Here is a 20,876-nt window from a genome sequence, read left to right as displayed (position 1 = left end):
GATGCTTCATGAAATCGATTCTCACCGCCGTCGCCGCGCTCGTTGCGTTGGCGCCGCTGCCCGCCATGGCCGACGAGGCGCTGGAAGGTCGCGCCTTCCCGGCGACGCTGGAAGCCCAGGCGATCCTGCCGGCAGCCTCGCTGGTTCCCGCCCCGGCCGACGCGCCCGAGCATCTGCGCCAGGCCGGCAAGTTCACGACGCCCGACCGCAAGCGCACCACCCAGCTCGGCAGCGTGCCCGGCATGGACGGCGTGCGCCCGACCGGCGGCGCGCTGCCGGTGGATGGACAGGCCTTGCAGGGATTCTCGGGCATCAAGGCCATGCCGGACGGCACGTTCTGGAGCCTGTCCGACAATGGTTTCGGCACCAAGGCCAATTCCAGCGACGCCGCGCTGATGCTGCACAAGCTTCGGATCGACTGGCACAAGGGCGGCGTGGAGCGGTTGGAGACGATCTTCCTCTCCGACCCCGACCATGTCGCGCCCTTCCCGATCGTGCTGGAAGGCGCGGAGAAGCGCTATCTCACGGGCGCCGATTTCGACATCGAGTCGATCCAGCCGACAGAGGACGGGTTCTGGATCGGCGAGGAGTTCGGCCCCTATCTCATCCATGTCGACAAGACCGGCAAGCTGCTCTCGGTTCACGAGACGAAGATGGGCGACGTCGCGGTTCGCTCGCCCGACCATCCCGCTTTGAGCCTGCCGGGCGACCCGACCAAGCCCCTCCCCGCCTTCAACCTCAAGCGCTCCGGCGGCTTCGAGGGTCTGGCCATGGCCAAGGACGGCTCTCGCCTCTACGGCCTTCTGGAAGGCCCACTCTATAAGGAGGGCGCGAGCGAGAAGACCGAGGACGGGCGCACCGCGCTGCGAATCGGCGAGTTCGATTCGAAGTCGGGCGAGTGGACCGGCCGGTTCTGGCTCTATCCGCTGAGCCCCGGCGGCGCGGCGATCGGCGACTTCAACATGCTGGACGAGACCACCGCGCTGGTGATCGAGCGCGACAACGGCGCGGGCCGCGCGTCGCAGGCCTGCAAGGGCGACCCGAAGCCCGATTGTTTCGCGACGCCCGCCAAGCTGAAGCGCATCACCAAGATCGAGATGACAGAGGCCAATCTCGGGAAGGCCGTGCGCAAGATCGGCTATATCGATCTCCTCGACATCAAGGACCCGAAAGGGGTCGCCAAACAAGGCACGCTCGAAGGCGTCTACGACATGCCCTTCGTGACGATCGAGAATGTCGACCGGCTGGACGAGACGCACATCATCGTCGCGAACGACAACAACTACCCCTTCTCCGCCGGACGCGCGCTCGACAAGGCGGACGACAACGAGTTCGTGAAGCTCGAGGTCGGGGATTTCCTCAAGGCCAAGTGAGACTTGTCGCCGGAAGTGCACAGCCTCCGGCGACTTAAAATTCCAGAGAGCCGTCTTCGAGGCCGGCCCGCAAAGCGTCGATCGCGAGCGCCAGTTCGCGGTCGAGCTGCGGCAGGAGGGCGGCCCAGTCGCCATAATGGCGCAGCTCTTCGGCGCCGTCCGAAATGCCGCGCAGCGCCAGGAGCGGCACGCCGAAGCGATGCGCCGCGCGCCAGACCGCGAAGGTCTCCATGTCCACCATGTCGGCGTCGATCGTGTCGTAGCCGAGGCCGGAGACGACGTTGCCGCCCGTCGACAGCCGTGCAGAAGGCCAGCCGGGCAGCGGGGTCGCCAGCGGCACGGCGACGGGATGGTCGATCAGAGGCGTCACGCCCTTGGTGAAGCCGAGCGGCGAGGCGTCGATATCGCGCCAGGAGACGCTCGACGCCTGATAAACGCGGCCCTGCTCCAGCAGCCGCGAGCCGGCCGAGCCGAGCGAGACCACGAGATGCGGCAGACCATCGGCATCGGCCAGACCCTGCAGCGCGATGCCCGTTTCCAGCGCCGCCTCGATCGGGCCGATGCCGGTCATGAGCGGGCGGATGCGGCTTTGAAGCTCGGGGCCGTATTCGGGCGGAGCCGCCATGACGAAAAGGATGCGTCGCCCACCCCAGGTCTCGACGGCGTGGATGAGAATGCCTAACGAAACCTCGTGGGGTCGGCTGGTCGGGTCTTTCCGTCGAGGGCGTCGTCGCGAATGCTCGCCGATGCCGCCGGCATCGACTGCGCTTCGCTCCTCGTCCTCGGCCGAAAATCCCTCGACCGTCCTCCGCCCAGAGGTTTCGTTAGGCACTCTAAGCGCCGCGCTCATCCGTTCATCCGCCAGATCGCGGCGTTGAGCAGCGTGGCGTAGCTCACCCACATGGCATAGGGGACGAAGCACCAGAAGGCGACGCGATCGCGCGTGCCGACCCGCGCCAGGAAGATCAGGATCGCGGCGAGAAGCCCGAGGATCACGATCAGCGCCGGCAGCGTCGCATGGGCGTTGAAGAAAAGCGGCGGCCAAAGGAAATTCAGCGCCATCTGGATGATCCAGGCCGTCAGCGCCTTGCCGTTGCCCGCCCGGAACGCGCGCCAGCCGGCGACGGCGATCAAAACGTAGAGCACGCTCCAGACCGGCGCGAAGAGCCAATCCGGCGGATTGAACCAGGGCTTTGCGAGATGACGGAACCAGCCGTCCGGCCGGGCGATCTGGCCGATCCAGAAACCGCCGCCGACCGAGACGAAGAGGAAGCCGATCAGGCTCGCCAGCGCCTTCACGCCGTGCGCTCCAGCATGGCGAAGAAGAACCCGTCTGTCCCTGAGCGAAGCGGGGTGAGCGTCAGGACGGCGCCCTCGCCGATCCGTTCGGCATGATAGGCCGCAGCGGCTTCGGGCAGTCGCTCGCGCCAGATCGTCTCGGCATCGGCCAGCCGGAAGCCAGGCTCACGCGAGAGGAAAGCCTCGACGCGCGCGGCGTTCTCCTCGCGCAGCACCGAGCAGGTGACATAGGCCAGCCGCCGGCCGGGCTTCACGAAACGCGCGGCGTTGCTCAGCACCTTGTCCTGTTCCTCGGTTCGCTTCTGCAGCTGGCTTTCGGACAGGCGCCACTTGGCGTCGGGCCGGCGGCGCCACGTGCCCGCGCCGGTGCAGGGCGCATCCACAAGGACGAGGTCCATGCCATCGTGAAGGGGCGAGAGATCGTCGCGCGGGGCATGAACCGTCACCCCTTCCGTGCCGGCGCGCGCCAGACGATCCCAGATCGGTGCGAGGCGTTGCCGGTCGGCATCGAAGGCGTGGATCTCCGCCGCGTTGCCCGTCGCGGCCGCGAGTGCCAGCGTCTTGCCGCCCGCCCCGGCGCAATAGTCGAGAATGCGGCTGCCGGGCGCCGCACCGGCGAGCAGCGCCGCGATCTGCGAACCCTCGTCCTGGATTTCGAACAAGCCGGTCTGGAAGCCGCGCTCGACCTGAACGTTGGGATGGCGCCCCTCCCCCTCGATCGGCGCGATGCGAAGCCCCCAAGGCGACAGCGGCGTCGGCGCGGCCGCGAAGGGCGCGAGTTCGGACAGCACCTCCTCACGCGTGCTTTTCAGGAGATTGGCGCGCATGTCGAGCGGCGGGCGGTCCGACAAGGCGCGCGCCTCCCGCACCCAATCCGTCCCGAGCGAGGCGGCAAGCGGCGCGGCGAGCCAATCCGGTACGTCGGCAGCCACGGCCTCCGGCGCGCCTTCGAGGCTCGCAGGCGACAGGAAGCGCGCGAGCACCTCGTCGGAGGGGAGCGGAGGCGCGAACCGGTCGCCCTCCAAAGCGGAACGTAGCTGCTCGGGCGCCACGCCGGCATCCAGCACCGCACCAAAGACAAGCGCCGCCGGCGCCTCGCTGCCCATGCGATGCGCCAACGAGCGGCGTCGGCGCAGCACGTCGTAGACCATGTTGCCGATGGCCGAGCGATCGCCCGAACCGGCGAAGCGATGGGCGAGGCCCCAGTCCTTCAGCGCATCGGCCACGGGACGGCGGCGTGCCGTCATGTCCTCGATCACCTCGACCGCCGCCGCGATCCGCCCGCCAAGCCGCATGATGGCTCCTTCCTTCTCCGTCAGACATGCTTGGTAGTTTCGCCCGAGCACGATCACAAGCCGCAAAGGGTTTCGGAGCGCAGACCCGCGCACGCAAAAAGGGCCGGGATCGCTCCCGGCCCTCCTGTCGTCTCGTGCTGGCGAAGCGGTTTACTCGGCCGCGGCGCTGTGGCTCGTGGTCAGGCTCGCCTGCTCGTCGTCGCGGCCCTGCTCGGACAGCGCCTTGCGCACGCCCGCGCCATAGGCCGGATCGACCTTATCGAAATGGGCGAACTGGCGGTCCACGATGAACTGCGGAACGCCCTGCATGGCGCCGGCCAGCGTCTTGAACAGGCGCTGCTTGTGGGCGTCGTCGAACATGTTGAACAGCGCGCGCGGCTGCGAATAGTGGTCTGCCTCGGCGCGGAACTCGTAGCGCCCGACCTGACCGCTATAGCGGTGCGGTGGCTCTTCCACGCTCGGGTCTTCCACCGGGCCGCCGAACGAGTTCGGCTCGTAATAGGCGTCCGGGTTGGTCATGATGCCGAAGGGCATCGAACCGTCGCGGTTGTAGTGGTTCACCGGCGAGCGCGGCTTGTTGACGGGCAGCGACTCGTAGTGGACGCCGATCCGGTAGCGATGCGCGTCGGGATAGGAGAACAGGCGGCCCTGAAGCATCTTGTCCGGCGAGAAGCCGATGCCCGGCACCACGTTGGACGGGTTGAAGGCAGACTGCTCGATATCGGTAAAGTAGTTGTCCGGGTTGCGGTTCAACTCGAACTCGCCAACCTTGATCAGCGGGTACATGCCGTGCGGCCAGACCTTGGTCAGGTCGAACGCGCTCCAGCCGGTCTTCTGCTCGAACTCGTCGGCCTCCATCTCAGGCATGACCTGGATGAACATGGTCCATTTCGGAAAGCGGCCTTCCTCGATCATGGAATAGAGCGCTTCCTGATAGGATTCGCGCGACTTGGCGATGACCTTCTCCGCCTCTTCGTTGGTGAAGGTCTTGTGGCCCTGCTGGGTCTTGAAGTGGAACTTCACCCAGAAGCGTTCGCCCTGGTCGTTCCACAGCGAGAACGTGTGCGAGCCGTAGCCGTTCATTCGCGAAGGATCGACCGGGATGCCGCGATCCGACATCAGGATCGTCACCTGATGCAGCGATTCCGGGCAGAGCGACCAGAAGTCCCACATGGCCGTCGCCGAGCGCAGATTGGTGCGCGGATGGCGCTTCTGCGTGTGGATGAAGTCCGGGAACTTGTAAGGATCGGCGACGAAGAAGACCGGGGTGTTGTTGCCGACCAGATCCCAGTTGCCTTCCTCGGTGTAGAACTTCAGCGAAAAGCCGCGCACGTCGCGCTCGGCATCCGCCGCGCCCTGCTCGCCGGCCACCGTTGAGAAGCGGGCCAGCATCTCGGTCTGCTTGCCGACCTGGCTGAACAGCTTGGCGCGGGTGTAGCGCGAGATGTCCTCGGTCACGGTCAGCGTGCCGTGGGCGCCCCAGCCCTTGGCGTGCACGACGCGCTCGGGAACGCGCTCGCGGTTCTGGTGCGCCAGCTTCTCGATGAGCTGGTAGTCCTCCAGAAGCACGGGGCCGTTGCGGCCGACGGTCTTGGAATTCTGGTTGGACGAAAGGGGCGCGCCGGCGGTGGTCGTCAGCCGAGGTCTGTCGGTCATCGTAAACTCCATAGGAAGTTGAGAACCATTCCAACCGATTCTCTCGATAATTTCCAATCGTATTTCCAATCCCCACCGATCAGTTTATCTGATCGGGATGCTCACCCTTCGCCAGCTCCGCTATTTCGAATCCCTCAGTGAGACCCTGCATTTCGGGCAGGCAGCGCGGCGGCTCAACATCTCGCAGCCGGCGCTCTCAGCGCAGATCGCGCAGCTCGAAGCGCATTTCGGAACGGCCCTGTTCGAGCGCCGCTCCAGCGGCATTTCGCTGACGCCGGAGGGCGAGCGAGTGAAGCGGCGCGTGCGGCGCATTCTCGCCGAAGTGCGCGATTTGGAAGCCCTGAGCGAGGGCCAGGGCGAACTTCTGGTCGGGCAATTGCGCATCGGGATCATCGCCTCGCTCGCCCCCTATCTCCTGCCCGGCCTTCTGGCGGAGCTGGCGCGCTCCTATCCCCGCCTGTCGGTCGGCGTGCGCGAGAACGTCACCGCGATCCTGGCGGACGAGCTGGCGCGGGGCGATCTCGACTGCGTGGTCCAGGCGCTGCCGGTGGAGCGCAAGGGCGTCTCGACCATCCCGCTCTGCGAGGACCCGTTCTTTCTGGCGGTGCCGGAGGCGGAAGCCGGGCGCATCCCCTCGCCCGTCGCACCGAGCCAGTTGGAGAGCGAGCGACTGATCCTGCTCGAAGAGGGCCATTGCCTGCGCGATCAGGCGCTGGACGTCTGTCGCATCGTGGAGCAGCGCGATCTGGCGACGCTCGGCGCGACCAGCCTCACCACGCTCATGCGCATGGTGGCCGGCGGCCTCGGCGTGACGCTGGTGCCGAAAAGCGCGGTGGAGACCGAAGCGCGCGGCGGCGGCATTCGCTTTCTGCCCTTCGAGGCCCCCGTCCCCTCCCGCCGCCTCGCGCTTGCCTTCCGCTCCTCCTCCGGCCGCCGGTCGGACTTCGAGCGGCTGGCGGAAATGATCCGGGCGTGTCTGGGGCTCTCGGAGGCTGCGGTTTCGGAGACTGCGGCCGGACATGAAAAGACCGGCGACGCCTCCGCGCCGCCGGCCTCCGACTGACCGTTCCGATGCTCGGGGCTTACGCGCCGAAGCCGGGATAGTTCGGGCTTTCGCGGGTGATGGTGACGTCGTGCGCATGGCTCTCGCGCAGGCCCGCGTTGGAGATGCGCACGAAGGTCGCCTTGGTGCGGAAGTCTTCCAGATTGGCAGCGCCCGTGTAGCCCATGGCGGCGCGCAGGCCGCCGGTCAGTTGGTGGATCACCGCGCCGACCGGGCCCTTGTAGGGAACTTGGCCCTCGATGCCTTCCGGCACGAGCTTCAGCGTGTCGCGCACTTCGGCCTGGAAGTAGCGGTCCGCCGAGCCGCGCGCCATGGCGCCGACCGAGCCCATGCCGCGATAGGCTTTGAACGAGCGGCCCTGGTGCAGGTAGACCTCGCCGGGGCTTTCCTCGGTGCCGGCGAGCAGCGAGCCGACCATGGCGGCGGAAGCGCCGGCCGCCAGCGCCTTGGCGAGATCACCGGAATACTTGATGCCGCCGTCGGCGATCACCGGCACGCCCGCCTTGTCGGCGACGTTGACGGCATCCATGATGGCGGAGAGCTGCGGTACGCCGACGCCGGCGACGATGCGCGTGGTGCAGATCGAGCCCGGGCCGATGCCGACCTTGACGCCGTCGGCGCCCGCGTCGATCAGCGCCTGCGTTCCCGAGGGCGTCGCCACGTTGCCGGCGATCACCTGCACTTCGTTGGACATTTTCTTGACGCGGGCGACAGCGTCCAGCACGCGCTGCGAATGGCCATGGGCCGTGTCCACCACGATCAGGTCGATGCCGGCGTCGATCAGGCGCTCGGCGCGCTCGAACCCGTCCTCACCGACGCTGGTTGCGGCAGCGGCCAGAAGGCGACCCTGCGCGTCCTTGGCCGCGTTGGGGTTCAGCTGCGACTTCTCGATGTCCTTGACGGTGATGAGGCCGATGCAATGGCCCTCGCCGTCCACCACGAGAAGCTTCTCGATCCGGTGCTTGTGGAGGAGCCGCTTGGCCTCGTCCTGGTCCACCGTCTCACGCACGGTGATGAGGTTCTCGCGCGTCATCAGTTCGAAGATCTTCTGACGATCGTCCGAGGCGAAGCGCACGTCGCGATTGGTCAGGATGCCGACGAGACGGCCCTTGGTCTGGCCGCCCCGGCCGCCGCTTTCCACGACCGGGATGCCAGAAATGCGATGGGCCTGCATGAGCGCGCGGGCGTCGCCCAGCGTCGCGTCCGGGCCGATCGTGACGGGGTTCACGACCATGCCGGATTCGAACTTCTTGACCTGGCGCACCTGCTCGGCCTGCTCGGCGGGCGTCAGGTTGCGGTGTATGACGCCGATGCCGCCGGCCTGCGCCATGGCGATGGCGAGGCGCGATTCCGTCACCGTGTCCATCGCGGCCGAAAGCATGGGAATGTTGAGGAAGAGGCTGCGCGTGATGCGGGTGCGAACGTCCACCTGCCCCGGCATGACCTCCGAATGGCCCGGCTGAAGCAGCACGTCGTCGAAGGTGAGCGCGAGCGCACCGGTGGCGGTTTCGATGATGCGAGCCATGGACCAGTCCTTAAATGAAACGCGGCGCCCTGGAGGGGCGCCGGATTGTCGAGGATTGGCACGGGCTCGTAGCACGCGGCCCGCCGGTTGGAAAGGCCGGCGGCTCAGCCCTCAGCGAGGGTCTGGTATGTCTCCGGCACGAAGCGGAACGACTCGCCTTCAGTCGCGACATAGCCGAGGCCCGGAAACGGCAGGTGATAGCCGAGAAGCGGCATGCCGGATTCGGCAAGCTGGCGCGCGAAGCGTTTGCGCGTCTCGGCCGCCGCCGGCTTGTCCTGATCGAAACGGACCTGCCAGTCCGGCTTCTGGAACGAGACCACGAACTGCGAGAAGATGTCGGCCGTCAGCATCAAGCCCTTGCCGCCGGACGTCACTTCGAAGGCCAGCATGCCCGGCGTGTGGCCGAAGGCGGCGCGCGCCACCATGCCCGGCACGATCGCCTCGCCGTCCTCGATCAGCCGGACCTTGTCCTTGATTCCCGCGAACTGCTTCTCCACGGCCTTGGCGTTCTCGGCACGCGGGCCGTTCTTGGCCTCGTCCGAGGTCCAGAAGGCCATCTCCGCGCGGCCGACGACATAGCTCGCCTTCGGGAAGGCCGGCGCGCCGCCTTCGGTGAGGCCGCCGATATGGTCACCATGCAGATGGGTGAGCGCCACCAGCGTGATGTCGTCCGGCGAAAGGCCCGCCGCCGCCAAGCGCTCGCGCAGGAGGCCCATGCCGTTGGCCCGGCCGCCTTCGCCGAAGCCCGTGTCCACCAGGATACGCTGGTCGCCAAGCTTCACCACGACGACGTTGAAGAAATTGACGAACCGCGCGCGCGGCAGATGGTTGGCTGCCATGAGGTCGCCCACGGCATCGGCGCTCTGGTCTTCGCCGAACGTGGGATGCGGCCCCTCGCCCGGCCGAATGCCGTCGAGAACCACGGTGATCTCCGCCTCGCCGATGCGGAACCGGTGCCAGCCCGGCGCCAGGGGTTGGGTGTCGGCGCTCGTCATGCTCGTCTCCGTGCTCTGCGCGTTGGCGGGGGCGAGCCCCAGGCCGGTCGCGGCCAAGCCGCCCGCAGCCAACATCATCGCGTGTCGGCGGTTGATACAAATCGTGTCGGACATAGGCGTTCTCCCCTGACGCCCCAGACTGCTATCGCTTGGGAACGAGTCCTGCGCCGGCCGCTTCGGGCTTTAGATGCGAAGGGAGAGCCGCGCGGCAAGACGCTCCGCATTTCGTGAAATTCGCGTAAGGGGGTCTGGCGGCGCAACGCTTCCATTTTCCCGCCGTTGTTGAAGTCCACATAAAGTGCCTGACGCGCGTCGCGCGGAGGCTGGTCGAGGGGTTTTCGCCCAAGGACAGGACGCGAGAAGCGAGCGATGCGAGGGCGCATGGCAAAGGTTTCGCGGCGGCGTTCGTGGCGAGAAAACGAGACCGGACGTTCCGCCGAGGTTTGCCGGGTGTCGTCGACCCCATCCCGTCGCAGGCGGCGATTCGCGTCGGCTTCGTTCGCGGTCCGTCCGAAGGAGGAGCCCTCGTCCCCCCTCCGGGCAGCGGGCCACGAAGGAAGCTGGAAGGCGATTTGCGCCAGCGCCGGTCCCGCCTCTGGACGGGTCTGGACATCGCGCCGCCCTTGAGGCGGCCTCCGAGCTCCAGCCTCCGCCCCGGTCCCGTTCTGTCCTGCCGGATCTTTCGCTCGTGAAACGCATCGTCCCGGTCGTCCTTGCCGTCGCCCTGTTCATGGAGAACATCGACTCGACGGTCATCGCGACATCCCTCGCCACCATCGCCCGCGACATCGGCACCAGCCCGATCGCGCTCAAGCTGGCGCTGACCAGCTACTATGTGTCGCTCGCCGTGTTCATTCCGATCTCGGGGCGCATGGCCGATCGGTTCGGCGCCCGCGCCGTGTTTCAATGCGCCATCGGCGTGTTCATGGCGGGCTCGCTCGCCTGCGGCTTCGCCAATTCGCTGGAGGGCTTCGTCGCTGCGCGCTTCCTGCAAGGGATCGGCGGGGCCATGATGACGCCAGTCGGCCGCCTCCTTCTGGTGCGCGCCGTGCCGCGCTCCGATCTGGTGGGGGCCATGGCCTGGTTCACGATCCCCGCCCTTGTCGGCCCGCTGATCGGCCCGCCGCTCGGCGGCGCGATCTCGACCTATGCCGACTGGCGCTGGATCTTCTTCATCAACCTGCCGATCGGCGTCCTCGGCATGATGCTCGCCCAGCGCTTCCTCCCCTTCATCGCGCCGATCCGCGACGTCGAGTTCGACTGGCCGGGCTTCGCCATGTCGGGCCTTGCCTGCGCCGGAATCGTGTTCGGCCTATCGGTGGTTTCGCTGCCGGCCCTGCCGCCGTGGGTGGGCGTCGCCACGACGCTGCTCGGCCTCGTCTTCGCGCTTCTCTACATTCGCCATGCCCGCCGGCACGAGCGGCCCGTGGTGGAGCTTCGCCTGTTCCGCATTCCGACGCTGCGGGCGGCCGTCGTCGGCGGCGGCCTGTTTCGCATCGGCGCGGGCGCGGTGCCCTTCCTCTTTCCGCTGATGCTCCAGCTCGGCTTCGGCTATTCGCCCTTCCAGTCCGGCCTCATCAGCGCCGTGTCGATCGGCGGCGCGATGATGATGAAGACGCTGGTGAAGCCGATCCTGAAGCAGTTCGGCTTCCGCACGACGCTGGTCGGCGCCGCCCTGGTCGGCGGCGTCCTGATGGGCTCGATCGGCTTCTACAGGCCGGAAACCCCGATCCTGGTTCTGGTCCTGCTTCTACTCATCGGCGGCTTCTTCCGCTCGCTGCTCTTCACCGGCGTCAACACGCTGGCCTTCGCCGACGTCCCGCAGGCCAAGACGGGCGACGCGACGGCGTTGCTCGCGGCGTTTCAGCAGGTCGCCATCGCCGGTGGCGTTGCGACAGCGGGCGCCGTTCTGGAAGCGGGTATGGTGCTGGGGGGCCGCACCACCGCCTCGCTCGCCGACTTCTCGGTTGCCTTCTTCGTGGTGGGCGTCGTCACTGTTCTTTCGGCGCTCGTCTTCCTGCGCCTTCCAGCTGAAGCGGGCGCGGAGGTCGCGGGCCGGCGCGTTCCCGCCGAATAGAACCGACGAAAAAGGGCGGTCCTCCCAAGAGGGCCGCCCTCGTCATCCTAGCGGGGGAGAAGGCCTCAGGCCTCCTCGCCCGACTCGTCGTCGCTCTCGTCTGCTTCCGCGTCCTCCGGCTTGCGCCGGCCGCGAAAATCCTTGGCCAGCACGTAGAGCTCCACCGATCCATCGCGCGAGGCCGGCGGCTTCACATGGTGGACCGAGCGAAAATTCTTCTTCAGGAGCGCCAGAAGCTCGCCCTCGGTGCCCCCCTGGAACGTCTTGGTCAAAAAGTGCCCGCCGGGCCGCAGGGTGCGGATGGCGAAATCGGCCGCGACCTCGCACAGATGCAGCGTGCGCAGATGGTCGGTCCGCCGATGGCCCGTGGTCGGCGCCGCCATGTCGGACAGAACGATGTCGGGATCGCCGCCCAGCGCCTCGATCAGCCGCTGCGGCGCGCTGTCGTCGAGAAAGTCGAGCTCCAGGATCGTCGCGCCGGGGATCGGGTCCACCGGCAGATAGTCGATGCCGACCACCTTCGCTTCTTCCGGCTTGCCGGCCGTGCGCTCCACCGCCACCTGACACCAGCCGCCCGGCGCCGCGCCGAGATCGACGATGCGCATGCCCTTCTTCAGAAGCTTGTAGCGGTCGTCCATCTCGATCAGCTTGTAGGCCGCGCGCGAGCGATACCCGTCCGCCTTGGCGCGGCGCACATAGGGATCGTTCAGCTGTCGCTCCAGCCAGCGGCGGGAAGACACTTTCAGCCCGCGCTTCTTCTTGACGCGGACCGTCAGCCCGCGATCGTCGCCTCGTCCCGAACTCGTCACGCGCCCGACCCTGCCTGTCCTGTTCCTGTGTGGCTCGGTGCCGGGCGGCGCCACACGCCGTCCGCCACCATCATTTCCGTCAGCAGTCCCTCGCGCAGGCCCCGGTCGGCCACGCGCAGCACCTTGGCCGGCCAGATGCGGCGGATGGCCTGAAGGATGGCGCAGCCCGCCAGAACGAGATCGGCGCGGTCCGAACCGATGCAGGGATTGGCGACCCGCTCCTCGAAGCTCCAGCCGAGAAGCTGGGCGACCAACCGGTCGACATCCCCGTCGCTGAGCCAGAGCCCGTCCACCTGCCGCCGGTCGTAGCGCTCCAGCTCCAGCTGGATGCCAGCCAGCGTCGTAACCGTGCCCGAGGTGCCCAGAAGATGGAACCCGTCCCGCCCGACGATGTCGGCCAGCCGGTTGCGACCGGGAAAGGCGAGGATCATCGCCTCGACCTCGCTCACCATGCGCTCGAAGAGTTCGGGCGTCACGTTGCGCCCGCCATGACGCTCGGCCAGCGATACGACGCCGACCGGGAGCGAGGTCCAGGCGACGATGTTGTTGGCCAGCCGCCGGCTGGTGCCGCGCCGGAGATCGAGCAGCGCGATTTCCGAGGAGCCGCCGCCGATGTCGAACAGCACCGCGCCGCGCGCCGTGCGGTCGATCAGCGAGCCGCAGCCGGACACGGCCAGCCGCGCCTCCGTCTCGCGGCTGACGATCTCCAGCCGGAGTCCCGTCTCGCGAAACACGCGGTTGATGAACTCACGCCCGTTGGCGGCCGAACGGCACGCTTCCGTCGCGATCAGCCGCGCCCCGCGAATCTCGCGCGCCGACAGCTTCTGACTGCAGATTTCCAGCGCCGCCACGGCCCGGTCCATCGCCGTTCCGGCCAAGCTCCCCGTGCGCCCCAGCCCTTCGCCGAGGCGAACGATTCGCGAAAACGCGTCGATCACCCGGAACTGGCCGGGCCGCGTCGGCACGGCGATCAGGAGCCGGCAATTGTTGGTGCCGAGATCGAGCGCGGCATAGGCGGGAACGCGGTGCGCGCCGTTGGAACCATGAGCGCCGTTCGGCGCGGCGGCTCGGGCGATCGCGGGCGCCTGCGCAATCGGCGCCACGGCGGGCCGTGGAGCGGGGGCATTGCCGCCGTTGGCGGGAGCCGGCGGAAAGCCGCTGCGCCCCTTGCGCCGCCGGCGATTCTTGACCGGGGCCGGGCGAGGCGCGTTGCCGTTCTTTCGCTCGCGCAGCGCGCGCTCCGCCTCGGCCACCTTGGCGCCGAGGGCGGGGGGCAGTTCGCGCATGGCTCCGCCCCCGGCGGGCGGAGCCGCCGGAGCGTTGTTCTTGCGGCGGCGGCGCTTCTGGCGCTTGGACGGCTTGCCGACGGCCTCGCCGGCCTTGGCGTCGGACGAGCCGGCGGGCGGGCGCGGCGGCCGGCTTTCGCCTGCCTCGCCGCCCCATCGCTCGCCCCCGGCGGACGCGCCGGAAAACCCGTCTGCCCCGAAGCCGTTTGCGTCCTTTACCCTCGCCGCCGCTCGCCCTTGTCTCGTGTCATGGATCACTTCAAATCTCCGGAGCGGCGCAAGGCGCGCTCCCTCGACCCGCTTAGGGCCGCTTTCGTTGAATCGAAGTGTAGTCATCCGCCATTTTTACACAAGGCACCCTCTTCGCCCCTTGCCCGCGCGCCTCGCGATATCCACGGCCGGAAGCCTCACCGCACGCCCGCGTCGCTCGCCCCGTGACGATCCGGCGACGAATGCGAATCCAAACGAAGACGGTTGACACCCCCGTCCGACTCGACTAAATGCCCCTTCATCGCCGCAGCGGACAGCCAAGCTGACCAAAACGAGCGAAGACGCTTCGAAAAGAAGCGTTCTCCTGCTGGGGAATAGTTTAAGGGTAGAACAGCGGACTCTGACTCCGCTAGTCTTGGTTCGAATCCAGGTTCCCCAGCCACTGTTTTTTCTAATCTTTTTCCGTTTTGTTATTGGACCCGCCCTTTGGTCGGGTGATTGATCGGGTTTTTTTGGGTCGCTTCAAGCTCGGCGATGCTTGATAGTGCCAGCGAATAATTCCGGCTGAGATAGTTCTGATCGAGGATTGAGCGGACTTCTGAGGGCGATTAGCCCGTGATGGTCGTAATCTCCGCTTCCGAGCATCCCGCGATTGCAGGCGTGTTGCAGCCGTTCCGTGCAGGTCGCGAAAGGTGACGCCTTCCACACCTGCCCTCGCGCAAGCTTTGCGCCATGACGACCGGAAGCCATCTGCGGTCCACGCCTCGCCATCGCGGTTCGTGAGGATCACGCCCGGCGTCTGCGGCACAGCGTCAAGCGCGGCTTTGAGCTCAGCCGTTACAGGCACTCGCACTCGCGCGCTCGTTTTGCCCTGCTTGAGGCGGATTGATTCCCCGTCATAGGCGCGCCAGGGCATGCTCAGGAGATCGCCTTGCCGCTGCCCGGTATGGAGCGCCAGCAAGAATGCGAGGCGAATGCCACCCGTCGAGTGAGCTAGGAACGCCTGCTCCTGCTCGTGCGACCATCTGATTTCGCGTCGCGCGCCGCCCCTGCAGAGCCGCCCGCCCACCTTGCAGGGGGTTGGCCTTGATCATCCGACGCTTGATTGCCTAGCAGGATGGGGTGGCGAATGCGTAGAATGTCCGCATCGTTCTTGCGTCGCGACGGGTGATGTCCAGTATCCCTTGCGCTCTAAGCGCATGGATCTCGCGCAGCACCAGGGCATGGGCGATTCCAAGACCGTTGGAGACGCTGCGACTGTCGCTGGCCAAACCCTCGGCGCAAGCCGCGACGATGGCGGCTCCAATCGGCGATAGAGCCGGGTCGAGACCCATGAGTACTCTTATGAGCGCCTCAAGACGCTCAGCGTCCGAGGCTGTCTCGTGAGTCACGCGCCCTCGCGGCGGCGGAACGAGACCAGGATCGATTTCGAAGTCGGGGTATCGCTTTCCCGTCCGGCTGAAGCAAGGGGAACGAGAACATTCAGCTCGGGGTAATAGCCTGCGACGCTGCCGCGCGGGATGTCATAGGGCACGAAGCGAAACGACGGGGCGACGCGCTCCATTCCATCATCGAACGCTCCAACCACATCCGCGAGATCGCCGGCCTTGGCGCCTAGCGCGGTCAGGTCGTCCGGGTGGATGAAGATCACGTTGCGCTCGCCATAGACACCGCGATAGCGGTCGTCGAGGCCGTAGATCGTCGTGTTGTACTGATCGTGCGAGCGAAAGGTCTGCAGGGCGAAGCGGTTCTCATCCCGGCGCGCCCGCTGATGCACCGTCTCGGACGGCAGGGGGGCATCGGAGAGGATTGCCCGGCCTTTCGGCGTCTTCCATTCGCGGTTCGCCGCCGCATTGCGCAGGTGGAAGCCGCGCGGAACGCGCAATCGCTCATTGTAGCGCTCGAAGCCGGGGATCGTGTCCTCGATCAAGTCGCGGATGCGATCGTAGTCTGCGGCAAGCGCCGCCCAGTCCACGGTGGCGCTGCCGACCGTCGCCTCGGCCATGCCCGCCACGATCGCGACCTCCGACAGGAGATGGGGCGAGACTGGCGGGTTGATGCCTGCCGACCCGTGGACCATGCTCATGGAGTCTTCGACGCTGACGAGCTGGGTGCCGCCGCCCGGGCGGCTGTCGATCTCCGTGCGCCCGAGGCAGGGCAGGATGAAGCTCACCTCCCCCGGCATCAGGTGCGAGTGGTTGGGCTTGGTGGCGATGTGGACGGTGAGTTTCTGGCGGCGGAGCGCGGCGGCGATCAGGGCGCTGTCGGGCGTTGCCCTTGCGAAATTGCCACCAAGCCCGACAAACGCCTGGGCGGTCCCGTCCAGCATCGCGCCGATGGCGGCGAGCACGTTGTGACCGGGCTCGCGCGGGGGCTTGAAGCCGAAGCGCGCCTCCAGCGCGTCGAGGAAGGCAGAGCCTGGCCTCTCGTTGATACCGACCGTTCGGTCCCCTTGCACGTTGGAGTGGCCACGCACCGGGCAAAGGCCGGCGCCTGGCTTTCCCAACTGCCCGCGCAGGAGCATGAAGCTTGCGATCTCGCGGATCGTGTCCACCGAATGAAGGTGCTGTGTCACCCCCATCGCCCAGGTGCAGATCACGCGCTCGGCGGACATATAGATCGCCGCCGCTTCCTCGATCTGGCGTCGGCCAAGGCCAGACTGGTCCTCGATCGCCTCCCAGCTTGTCGCCTCCACCATAGCGCGGTACGCGGCCAGCCCCTCGCAGTGTTCGGCAAGGAAGGCGTGGTCGAGCACCGGCGGGCGGCCATCGAGAAGAGCCGCGTCCTCTGCGGCGAAGACAGCTTTCGCCATGCCGCGCACGGCCGCCATGTCGCCGCCGAGCCGGGGTTGATAGTAATGGCTGGAGATAGCTTGGCTGCCGCCGCGCAGCATCTCGATCTTGTCCTGAGGATCGGCGAAGCGCTCCAGTCCCTTCTCGCGCACAGGATTGAAGACCACGATGCCTGCTCCCCGCATGGCCGCGCGTCGAAGATCCCCGAGCATACGGGGATGGTTGGTGCCAGGGTTCTGCCCGATCACGAAGATCGCGTCGGCCTTCTCGAAATCCTCGAGCAGCACCGTGCCCTTGCCGACGCCGATCGCCTGACGCAGCGCGACGCCGCTCGCCTCGTGGCACATGTTGGAGCAGTCGGGGAAATTGTTGGTGCCGTAAAGGCGCACGAAGAGCTGGTAGAGATAGGCCGCCTCGTTGGAGGTGCGCCCCGAAGTGTAGAACTCGGCCCGGTTCGGGCTGTCGAGACCTTGGAGGATCGCCCCGATCTCGGCGAAGGCGTCGGCCCAGCCGACCGGGAGATAGCGGTCGCTCGCGCGGTCGTAGCGCATCGGGTGCGTCAGGCGCCCGTTCAGCTCAAGTTCGTAGTCCGATAGTTTGGACAGTTCGCTTACCGTGTGCCGAGCGAAGAACTCGGGCGTCGCACGCTTGTCCGTCGCCTCCCAGGCCACGGCCTTCACGCCGTTCTCGCAGAACTCGAAGGATGAGCCGTGCTCGGGGTCGCCCCAGGCGCAGCCCGGACAGTCGAACCCGTCGGGCTGGTTGGCCTTCAGCATGGCGCGTGCGCCGGTGATGGGCGAGCCGCTTGCGAGCAGCCGCTTGCCGCAGCTCTTGAGCGCGCCCCAGCCACCAGCGGCCGCCGACTTCTTGCCGATGAACTCTGTCGTCATGGTGCGACCTGTCGTTATCGTCGAGGGATAGGGGCCGGGCGCCTCGGCGGCCCGCCTTGCTCCAGCCGTTTCCGGCCGTCGCCTACTGTTGGCCGGCGTCCTCGGCGGGCCCTGTTTCGGTCTCTGGCAGGGTCTCGGGATCGGGCGCCTTCACCAAGGCGCCATTGACCGAGACGGAGCCGTCGGCGGCAACGTGCACCACCCATTCCCAGTCGCCGTTCGTGGTCTTGCGGCCGAGACCCTGCGCCATCTGCGCCATGCCGACGACTTGGAGCAGGTCGGGCTCGCGCTCAGCTGCGCGCTGTAAGCTGGCGATCGTCTGGTCCAGCCCAACAGCGCGCGCCGTCAGCGTGCCTGTGGGCTTCTCGTCCACGAAGCCCATCTCGCCGGACAGATGCAGATCTAGGTCGGTGGCGCGAATCACGCTCGGCTTAAGGGTGACCTTGATCCGCGCGGGGTCGAGCGCCTCGACGATCTCGGCCTTCACTTCCTCCGAGAATGGTTCGTCGGCGGTGAAATCGATATGCCGGATCGCGAGATCGGCGGGCGCTTTGAGATCCACGCCTGACACGACGACGCCGAGCTGCGCCGCCTTCGGCACGAAGCGGGCGGCCCAGGTCGGCACGACCGCGCCGTCCACCGAGAAGCCATCGAAGGAGATGTCGGTCTCCAGGCGCGCATCCTCGGCGAGCCCCGTCAACCTCGTGGCTTGGCTCGCCTCGCCGAACCGCAGCGTACCGAGCATGGACTGGAAGGACGCCTCGCGCGCCGTTACCGCGACGTCGAGGGAGGTCCAGAACGGCATGGTTTTCTGGAGCGCCGCGCGCAGATCTTCGCCCAACGGGCCAGCGAGGGCTTTCCTGTGGTCGGCCTCCAGCGCCTCTGTATAAGCTAGCAGGAGGGTGTAGAGATCGCGCCCCTCGACGTTGCGCGCGCCCTTTACCGAGGCGGTGCTTTCCACCTCCCCCGCCTTGAGGCCAAAGCTCATGAAGAGCGAGGCGGCGAGTTCCCTTTGGCTCCGCGCCTCGGGCGTCTCGCCCTCCACCGGGGGAGGCGCCTTGACGCCGACGGTCTGGGCGTAGTCGGTCAAGGTCTGCTGGAAGTCGAGATCGACGCCGCCCGCTTCGCCCGGCCCCGCGCTCATCGAGAGCTTGGTGCCCGCGATGGTCGTGCTGGAGTCTGTGGCCGCCTCGTTCTGGATATTGACCGTGTCGCGCACGAAGCCTTCGACCGCGCGATAAGCGAAGAGGTTGGGCGCGAAGACGCCCTTGAAGACCTGCTCCCCTTGCGAATACTCGAAGGCATGGACCTGCTCGCCGACCTTGGTGTCGAAGGTGACGCGGATCGGGTCGTTCGTGAAGACATTCCAGTCTCCGTCCGCGCGCGGGCTGACTAGGAACGACAGGGGCGCGACCTTCGCCTCGAGGCCGAAATAGTCCTTCAGGAAGGGTGCGCCGTTGAGCGTGACGCGCTGCCCCGCCGGATCGGGCTCGACGCTGAGAATGCCCTTCTCGAAGGGAACTTGTGTGACATATTCGGCGAGCGAGGCACGCAGCGCGGCCGCTTCTTCGCTGGTCCCGGCAGACGCCGGCTCGGGCGAGAGGGGCTCCGCATAGACAGGCAGGGCGAGCAAGGCGACCAGGGCGGTCGTCGCGAGAGGACGGCGAACCATTGGAAATCCTATGTCTGTGTGGATGCTACGAGCGGGAGACGTGGGCTCGCGACCTCGACGACCGTGTCCGCGATCGGGGTGGCGGTTTCGCTGCGAACGTGAAAGCTTCATTTCGCACGCCGACTCGCGGCTATCTTCCCCAGCGAAATGTGCACCTTGTACTGTCCGCAGACTTCGGCGACATCGACGTCATAAGCCGCCGCCATCTCTTGGATCGACTGCTCCTCGCCTTGCAGATAAGCGATGCCGTCGCGCCCCTTCCGCTCGTGCAGGTCGCCTTCCGGTGTGTTCGTACGAGGTCCGAAAATCTCGTCCACACCGGCCTTGAAGAAGCGGTAGCCGTCGTCCGGCAGCATGCCATGTGCGCTGCAATAGGCGACGAGGCCGAGATCGTTACGCTTCTCCAAGTAGAACGGGTCGCTGTCCTGGGCGATGGCCTGCGCGATTGGGAGTAGAAGGAACGATGCCAATAAAAGCCGCAAACGCATAACCCTACGCTTCCCATTTCGCCTCATGATCCAGCCGATGACGAACCGCTCGGCGCCGCAGGCCCTGGCCCACGACGGACCATCGGATCGCGCGGCGGCGTGATGCCTGAGTCTGCTTGACGATGGGCGCGAGGACGCGCGCGGCGAGCCAGTTAGCACCCTTGCCCTTATCACCACACGACGGCTGAGGTCGTGAGGGCGCGAAGAGCGTAGAGAAGTCCCGCTGAACGGAACAGACGTTCCGTCACCGATCGTCGACTCAGGAAACAGTCGCTAATCGACAACCTGTATCGCTAGCCGACCACACATCCGTCAAGTTGCTGCGCATGAAAATTTCACGGAACATGATTGTGGGGAATTTAACGGCTCTAGCGTTCGTATTTTACTATTATATTCGAATATACCCGATGTAAGTATTTGTATATTTCGCTTAAAAAATCAATAAATAAAATTACTTATTGATTTTTATTGTATTTTTACATGCAGAAATCGCAGATAATCACCAGAATTATATTCCCCATAAAGCCTGGACTATTTTTGGTGTCGATAATATCGAGCGCCAACCAATCCTGTGCTTGATTTTCTTCACTTCGAATCCGTCTTGCTTACCAATCGGAAATTTGATAGCCGGCAATATGTGCAAGATTTTTGGGCAATTTGCCTCGTATAGGGCAGATATGGCGGTCCAGTCGAGGCATCCTAGCCCTGTTTTCAAGGGAGACGCGAATGAGAGGATCACAACCGAAGACAGAGCGGCACGAAATCTATCGATCAACGCCTAAGCTCCTTGTCATGTCGGCCATCATACTGAGTTTTGCTGCCGTTCTCGGGTTTTTGGCATCCGGTCGCTACATCGATCGCGCCGCCGTCCCCCTGGATCACACGTTCTACTGGATCGCCGGCTTGGCCGGTTTCGCCGTGCTACTGTTTCTGATCCGGGTCCTGCCTTTGTGGCGCGAAACCAGCCGCCCCGCCGTCGTCTTGTCCGGCGATGGCGTCAGCATTCGCGGCAAGCCGCCGATCGCTTGGACCGACATCACAACGAACAACTGGAACACCCTGTCCGTCGCCTTCATCCCCGCCGGTGCGACGTTGGTCGTCAAGGGTCACCGCGGCGGCGCGACCTGTGAGGCGGCGACGCTTCGATGCACGGCGGACGACTATTTCGCGGCATGCGAACGCTTCCAGGGCGCGAGCGGCGAATGACGAGCCCCGCCCTGTCGGAGCAGAGTCTGGTAGGAGCCTTCGCTCTTTTGCTCATCGCCATCAGCCTCATCTACGGGATTTTGTCTTTCGTCGTGGCATCCCTCGTCGGCTTCGAGATGCCGGCTCATGCCGTGAACGTCCTGGCTCTGATGGGCGCCGCCATGATGGTCGGCAACCAAGACTCCGAGCGTTCGGGGCGATGTCCCGGCAAGGCGCTCTCCTGGCGTCTGGCGATCTAGT

The 20,876-nt window shown here is 66.3% G+C and carries 17 protein-coding genes and 1 tRNA gene; 6 read left to right on the top strand and 12 right to left on the bottom strand.

The features are described 5' to 3' along the window. The first annotated feature begins 8 nt into the window (after positions 1 to 8). Complete coding sequence (locus tag AUL32_RS03485; RefSeq protein WP_062111791.1) at positions 9 to 1,373, top strand: esterase-like activity of phytase family protein; 1,365 nt, start codon at positions 9 to 11, stop codon at positions 1,371 to 1,373. Between the two features lie 34 nt (positions 1,374 to 1,407). Here AUL32_RS03485 and AUL32_RS03480 read toward each other — a convergent pair whose 3' ends face one another. The 4 genes from AUL32_RS03480 to AUL32_RS03465 form a co-directional block, all read right to left on the bottom strand. Continuing rightward, complete coding sequence (locus AUL32_RS03480) at positions 1,408 to 2,049, bottom strand: 5'-methylthioadenosine/S-adenosylhomocysteine nucleosidase (protein WP_280137552.1); 642 nt, start codon at positions 2,047 to 2,049, stop codon at positions 1,408 to 1,410. A 170-nt stretch (positions 2,050 to 2,219) separates the two neighbouring features. Further along, positions 2,220 to 2,672, bottom strand: coding sequence for a TspO/MBR family protein (locus tag AUL32_RS03475; RefSeq protein WP_062111787.1), 453 nt, complete (start codon positions 2,670 to 2,672; stop codon positions 2,220 to 2,222). After that, positions 2,669 to 3,967: an RsmB/NOP family class I SAM-dependent RNA methyltransferase gene (locus AUL32_RS03470; protein WP_062111854.1), complete on the bottom strand. Its 1,299-nt coding sequence runs from the start codon at positions 3,965 to 3,967 to the stop codon at positions 2,669 to 2,671. Before AUL32_RS03470 ends, AUL32_RS03475 begins: the two co-directional genes overlap by 4 nt. Positions 3,968 to 4,117: 150 nt before the next feature. After that, positions 4,118 to 5,623 carry a catalase gene (locus AUL32_RS03465; protein ID WP_062111852.1) on the bottom strand — a complete coding sequence of 502 codons (1,506 nt, stop codon included), beginning with the start codon at positions 5,621 to 5,623 and terminating at the stop codon, positions 4,118 to 4,120. A gap of 97 nt (positions 5,624 to 5,720) precedes the next feature. Here AUL32_RS03465 and AUL32_RS03460 point away from each other — a divergent pair, with 97 nt between their 5' ends. Next, the gene (locus AUL32_RS03460; protein ID WP_062111785.1) at positions 5,721 to 6,686 is read left to right on the top strand and encodes a hydrogen peroxide-inducible genes activator; all 966 of its coding nucleotides are present in this window, start codon (positions 5,721 to 5,723) and stop codon (positions 6,684 to 6,686) included. A 19-nt stretch (positions 6,687 to 6,705) separates the two neighbouring features. On the opposite strand, the gene guaB is transcribed toward AUL32_RS03460, so the two are convergent. Together guaB and AUL32_RS03450 are read right to left on the bottom strand one after the other, a co-directional pair. Beyond that, positions 6,706 to 8,211, bottom strand: coding sequence for an IMP dehydrogenase (gene guaB, locus AUL32_RS03455; RefSeq protein ID WP_061974945.1), 1,506 nt, complete (start codon positions 8,209 to 8,211; stop codon positions 6,706 to 6,708). 104 nt (positions 8,212 to 8,315) lie between these two features. Then, a complete protein-coding gene (locus AUL32_RS03450) occupies positions 8,316 to 9,320 on the bottom strand; it encodes an MBL fold metallo-hydrolase (protein ID WP_062111783.1) in 1,005 nt (334 codons plus the stop codon). Between the two features lie 574 nt (positions 9,321 to 9,894). Here AUL32_RS03450 and AUL32_RS03445 point away from each other — a divergent pair. Then, the gene (locus AUL32_RS03445; RefSeq protein ID WP_061974941.1) at positions 9,895 to 11,283 is read left to right on the top strand and encodes an MFS transporter; all 1,389 of its coding nucleotides are present in this window, start codon (positions 9,895 to 9,897) and stop codon (positions 11,281 to 11,283) included. Positions 11,284 to 11,348: 65 nt separating this feature from the next. On the opposite strand, the gene AUL32_RS03440 is transcribed toward AUL32_RS03445, so the two are convergent. Together AUL32_RS03440 and AUL32_RS03435 are read right to left on the bottom strand one after the other, a co-directional pair. After that, positions 11,349 to 12,092 carry an RlmE family RNA methyltransferase gene (locus AUL32_RS03440; protein ID WP_062111781.1) on the bottom strand — a complete coding sequence of 248 codons (744 nt, stop codon included), beginning with the start codon at positions 12,090 to 12,092 and terminating at the stop codon, positions 11,349 to 11,351. Further along, a complete protein-coding gene (locus tag AUL32_RS03435; protein WP_082659243.1) occupies positions 12,089 to 13,378 on the bottom strand; it encodes a Ppx/GppA phosphatase family protein in 1,290 nt (429 codons plus the stop codon). The genes AUL32_RS03440 and AUL32_RS03435 overlap by 4 nt, the downstream gene beginning before the upstream one ends. A gap of 578 nt (positions 13,379 to 13,956) precedes the next feature. Here AUL32_RS03435 and AUL32_RS03430 point away from each other — a divergent pair. Continuing rightward, positions 13,957 to 14,030, top strand: a tRNA-Gln gene (locus AUL32_RS03430). A 9-nt stretch (positions 14,031 to 14,039) separates the two neighbouring features. Here the strand turns inward: AUL32_RS03430 and AUL32_RS26390 are convergent. The 4 genes from AUL32_RS26390 to AUL32_RS03410 all read right to left on the bottom strand — a co-directional run bounded on the left by AUL32_RS26390 (position 14,040) and on the right by AUL32_RS03410 (position 19,430). After that, entirely contained in the window at positions 14,040 to 14,657 is a 618-nt protein-coding gene (locus AUL32_RS26390; RefSeq protein ID WP_082659230.1) for a tyrosine-type recombinase/integrase, read from the bottom strand. A gap of 318 nt (positions 14,658 to 14,975) precedes the next feature. Further along, entirely contained in the window at positions 14,976 to 17,270 is a 2,295-nt protein-coding gene (locus AUL32_RS03420) for an FdhF/YdeP family oxidoreductase (protein ID WP_062111777.1), read from the bottom strand. A gap of 82 nt (positions 17,271 to 17,352) precedes the next feature. Continuing rightward, positions 17,353 to 18,942, bottom strand: coding sequence for a hypothetical protein (locus AUL32_RS03415; protein ID WP_062111775.1), 1,590 nt, complete (start codon positions 18,940 to 18,942; stop codon positions 17,353 to 17,355). 107 nt (positions 18,943 to 19,049) lie between these two features. Then, positions 19,050 to 19,430 (bottom strand): hypothetical protein, encoded by a 381-nt coding sequence (locus AUL32_RS03410; RefSeq protein ID WP_062111773.1) that lies wholly within the window; start codon positions 19,428 to 19,430, stop codon positions 19,050 to 19,052. A gap of 792 nt (positions 19,431 to 20,222) precedes the next feature. Between AUL32_RS03410 and AUL32_RS03405 the strand changes: the two genes are divergently transcribed. Both AUL32_RS03405 and AUL32_RS03400 read left to right on the top strand, forming a co-directional pair. Further along, on the top strand, positions 20,223 to 20,636 hold the full coding sequence (locus AUL32_RS03405) for a hypothetical protein (protein WP_062111771.1): 414 nt from the start codon (positions 20,223 to 20,225) through the stop codon (positions 20,634 to 20,636). Next, positions 20,633 to 20,875 carry an ABZJ_00895 family protein gene (locus AUL32_RS03400; protein ID WP_062111769.1) on the top strand — a complete coding sequence of 81 codons (243 nt, stop codon included), beginning with the start codon at positions 20,633 to 20,635 and terminating at the stop codon, positions 20,873 to 20,875. Before AUL32_RS03405 ends, AUL32_RS03400 begins: the two co-directional genes overlap by 4 nt. The last annotated feature ends 1 nt before the right edge of the window (position 20,876 follow it).

The organism is Aureimonas sp. AU40, assembly GCF_001463785.1.
Lineage (GTDB): Bacteria > Pseudomonadota > Alphaproteobacteria > Rhizobiales > Rhizobiaceae > Aureimonas.
Note: the sequence above shows the minus strand (reverse complement) of the source record. Positions and strands in the feature narration are given on the sequence as shown.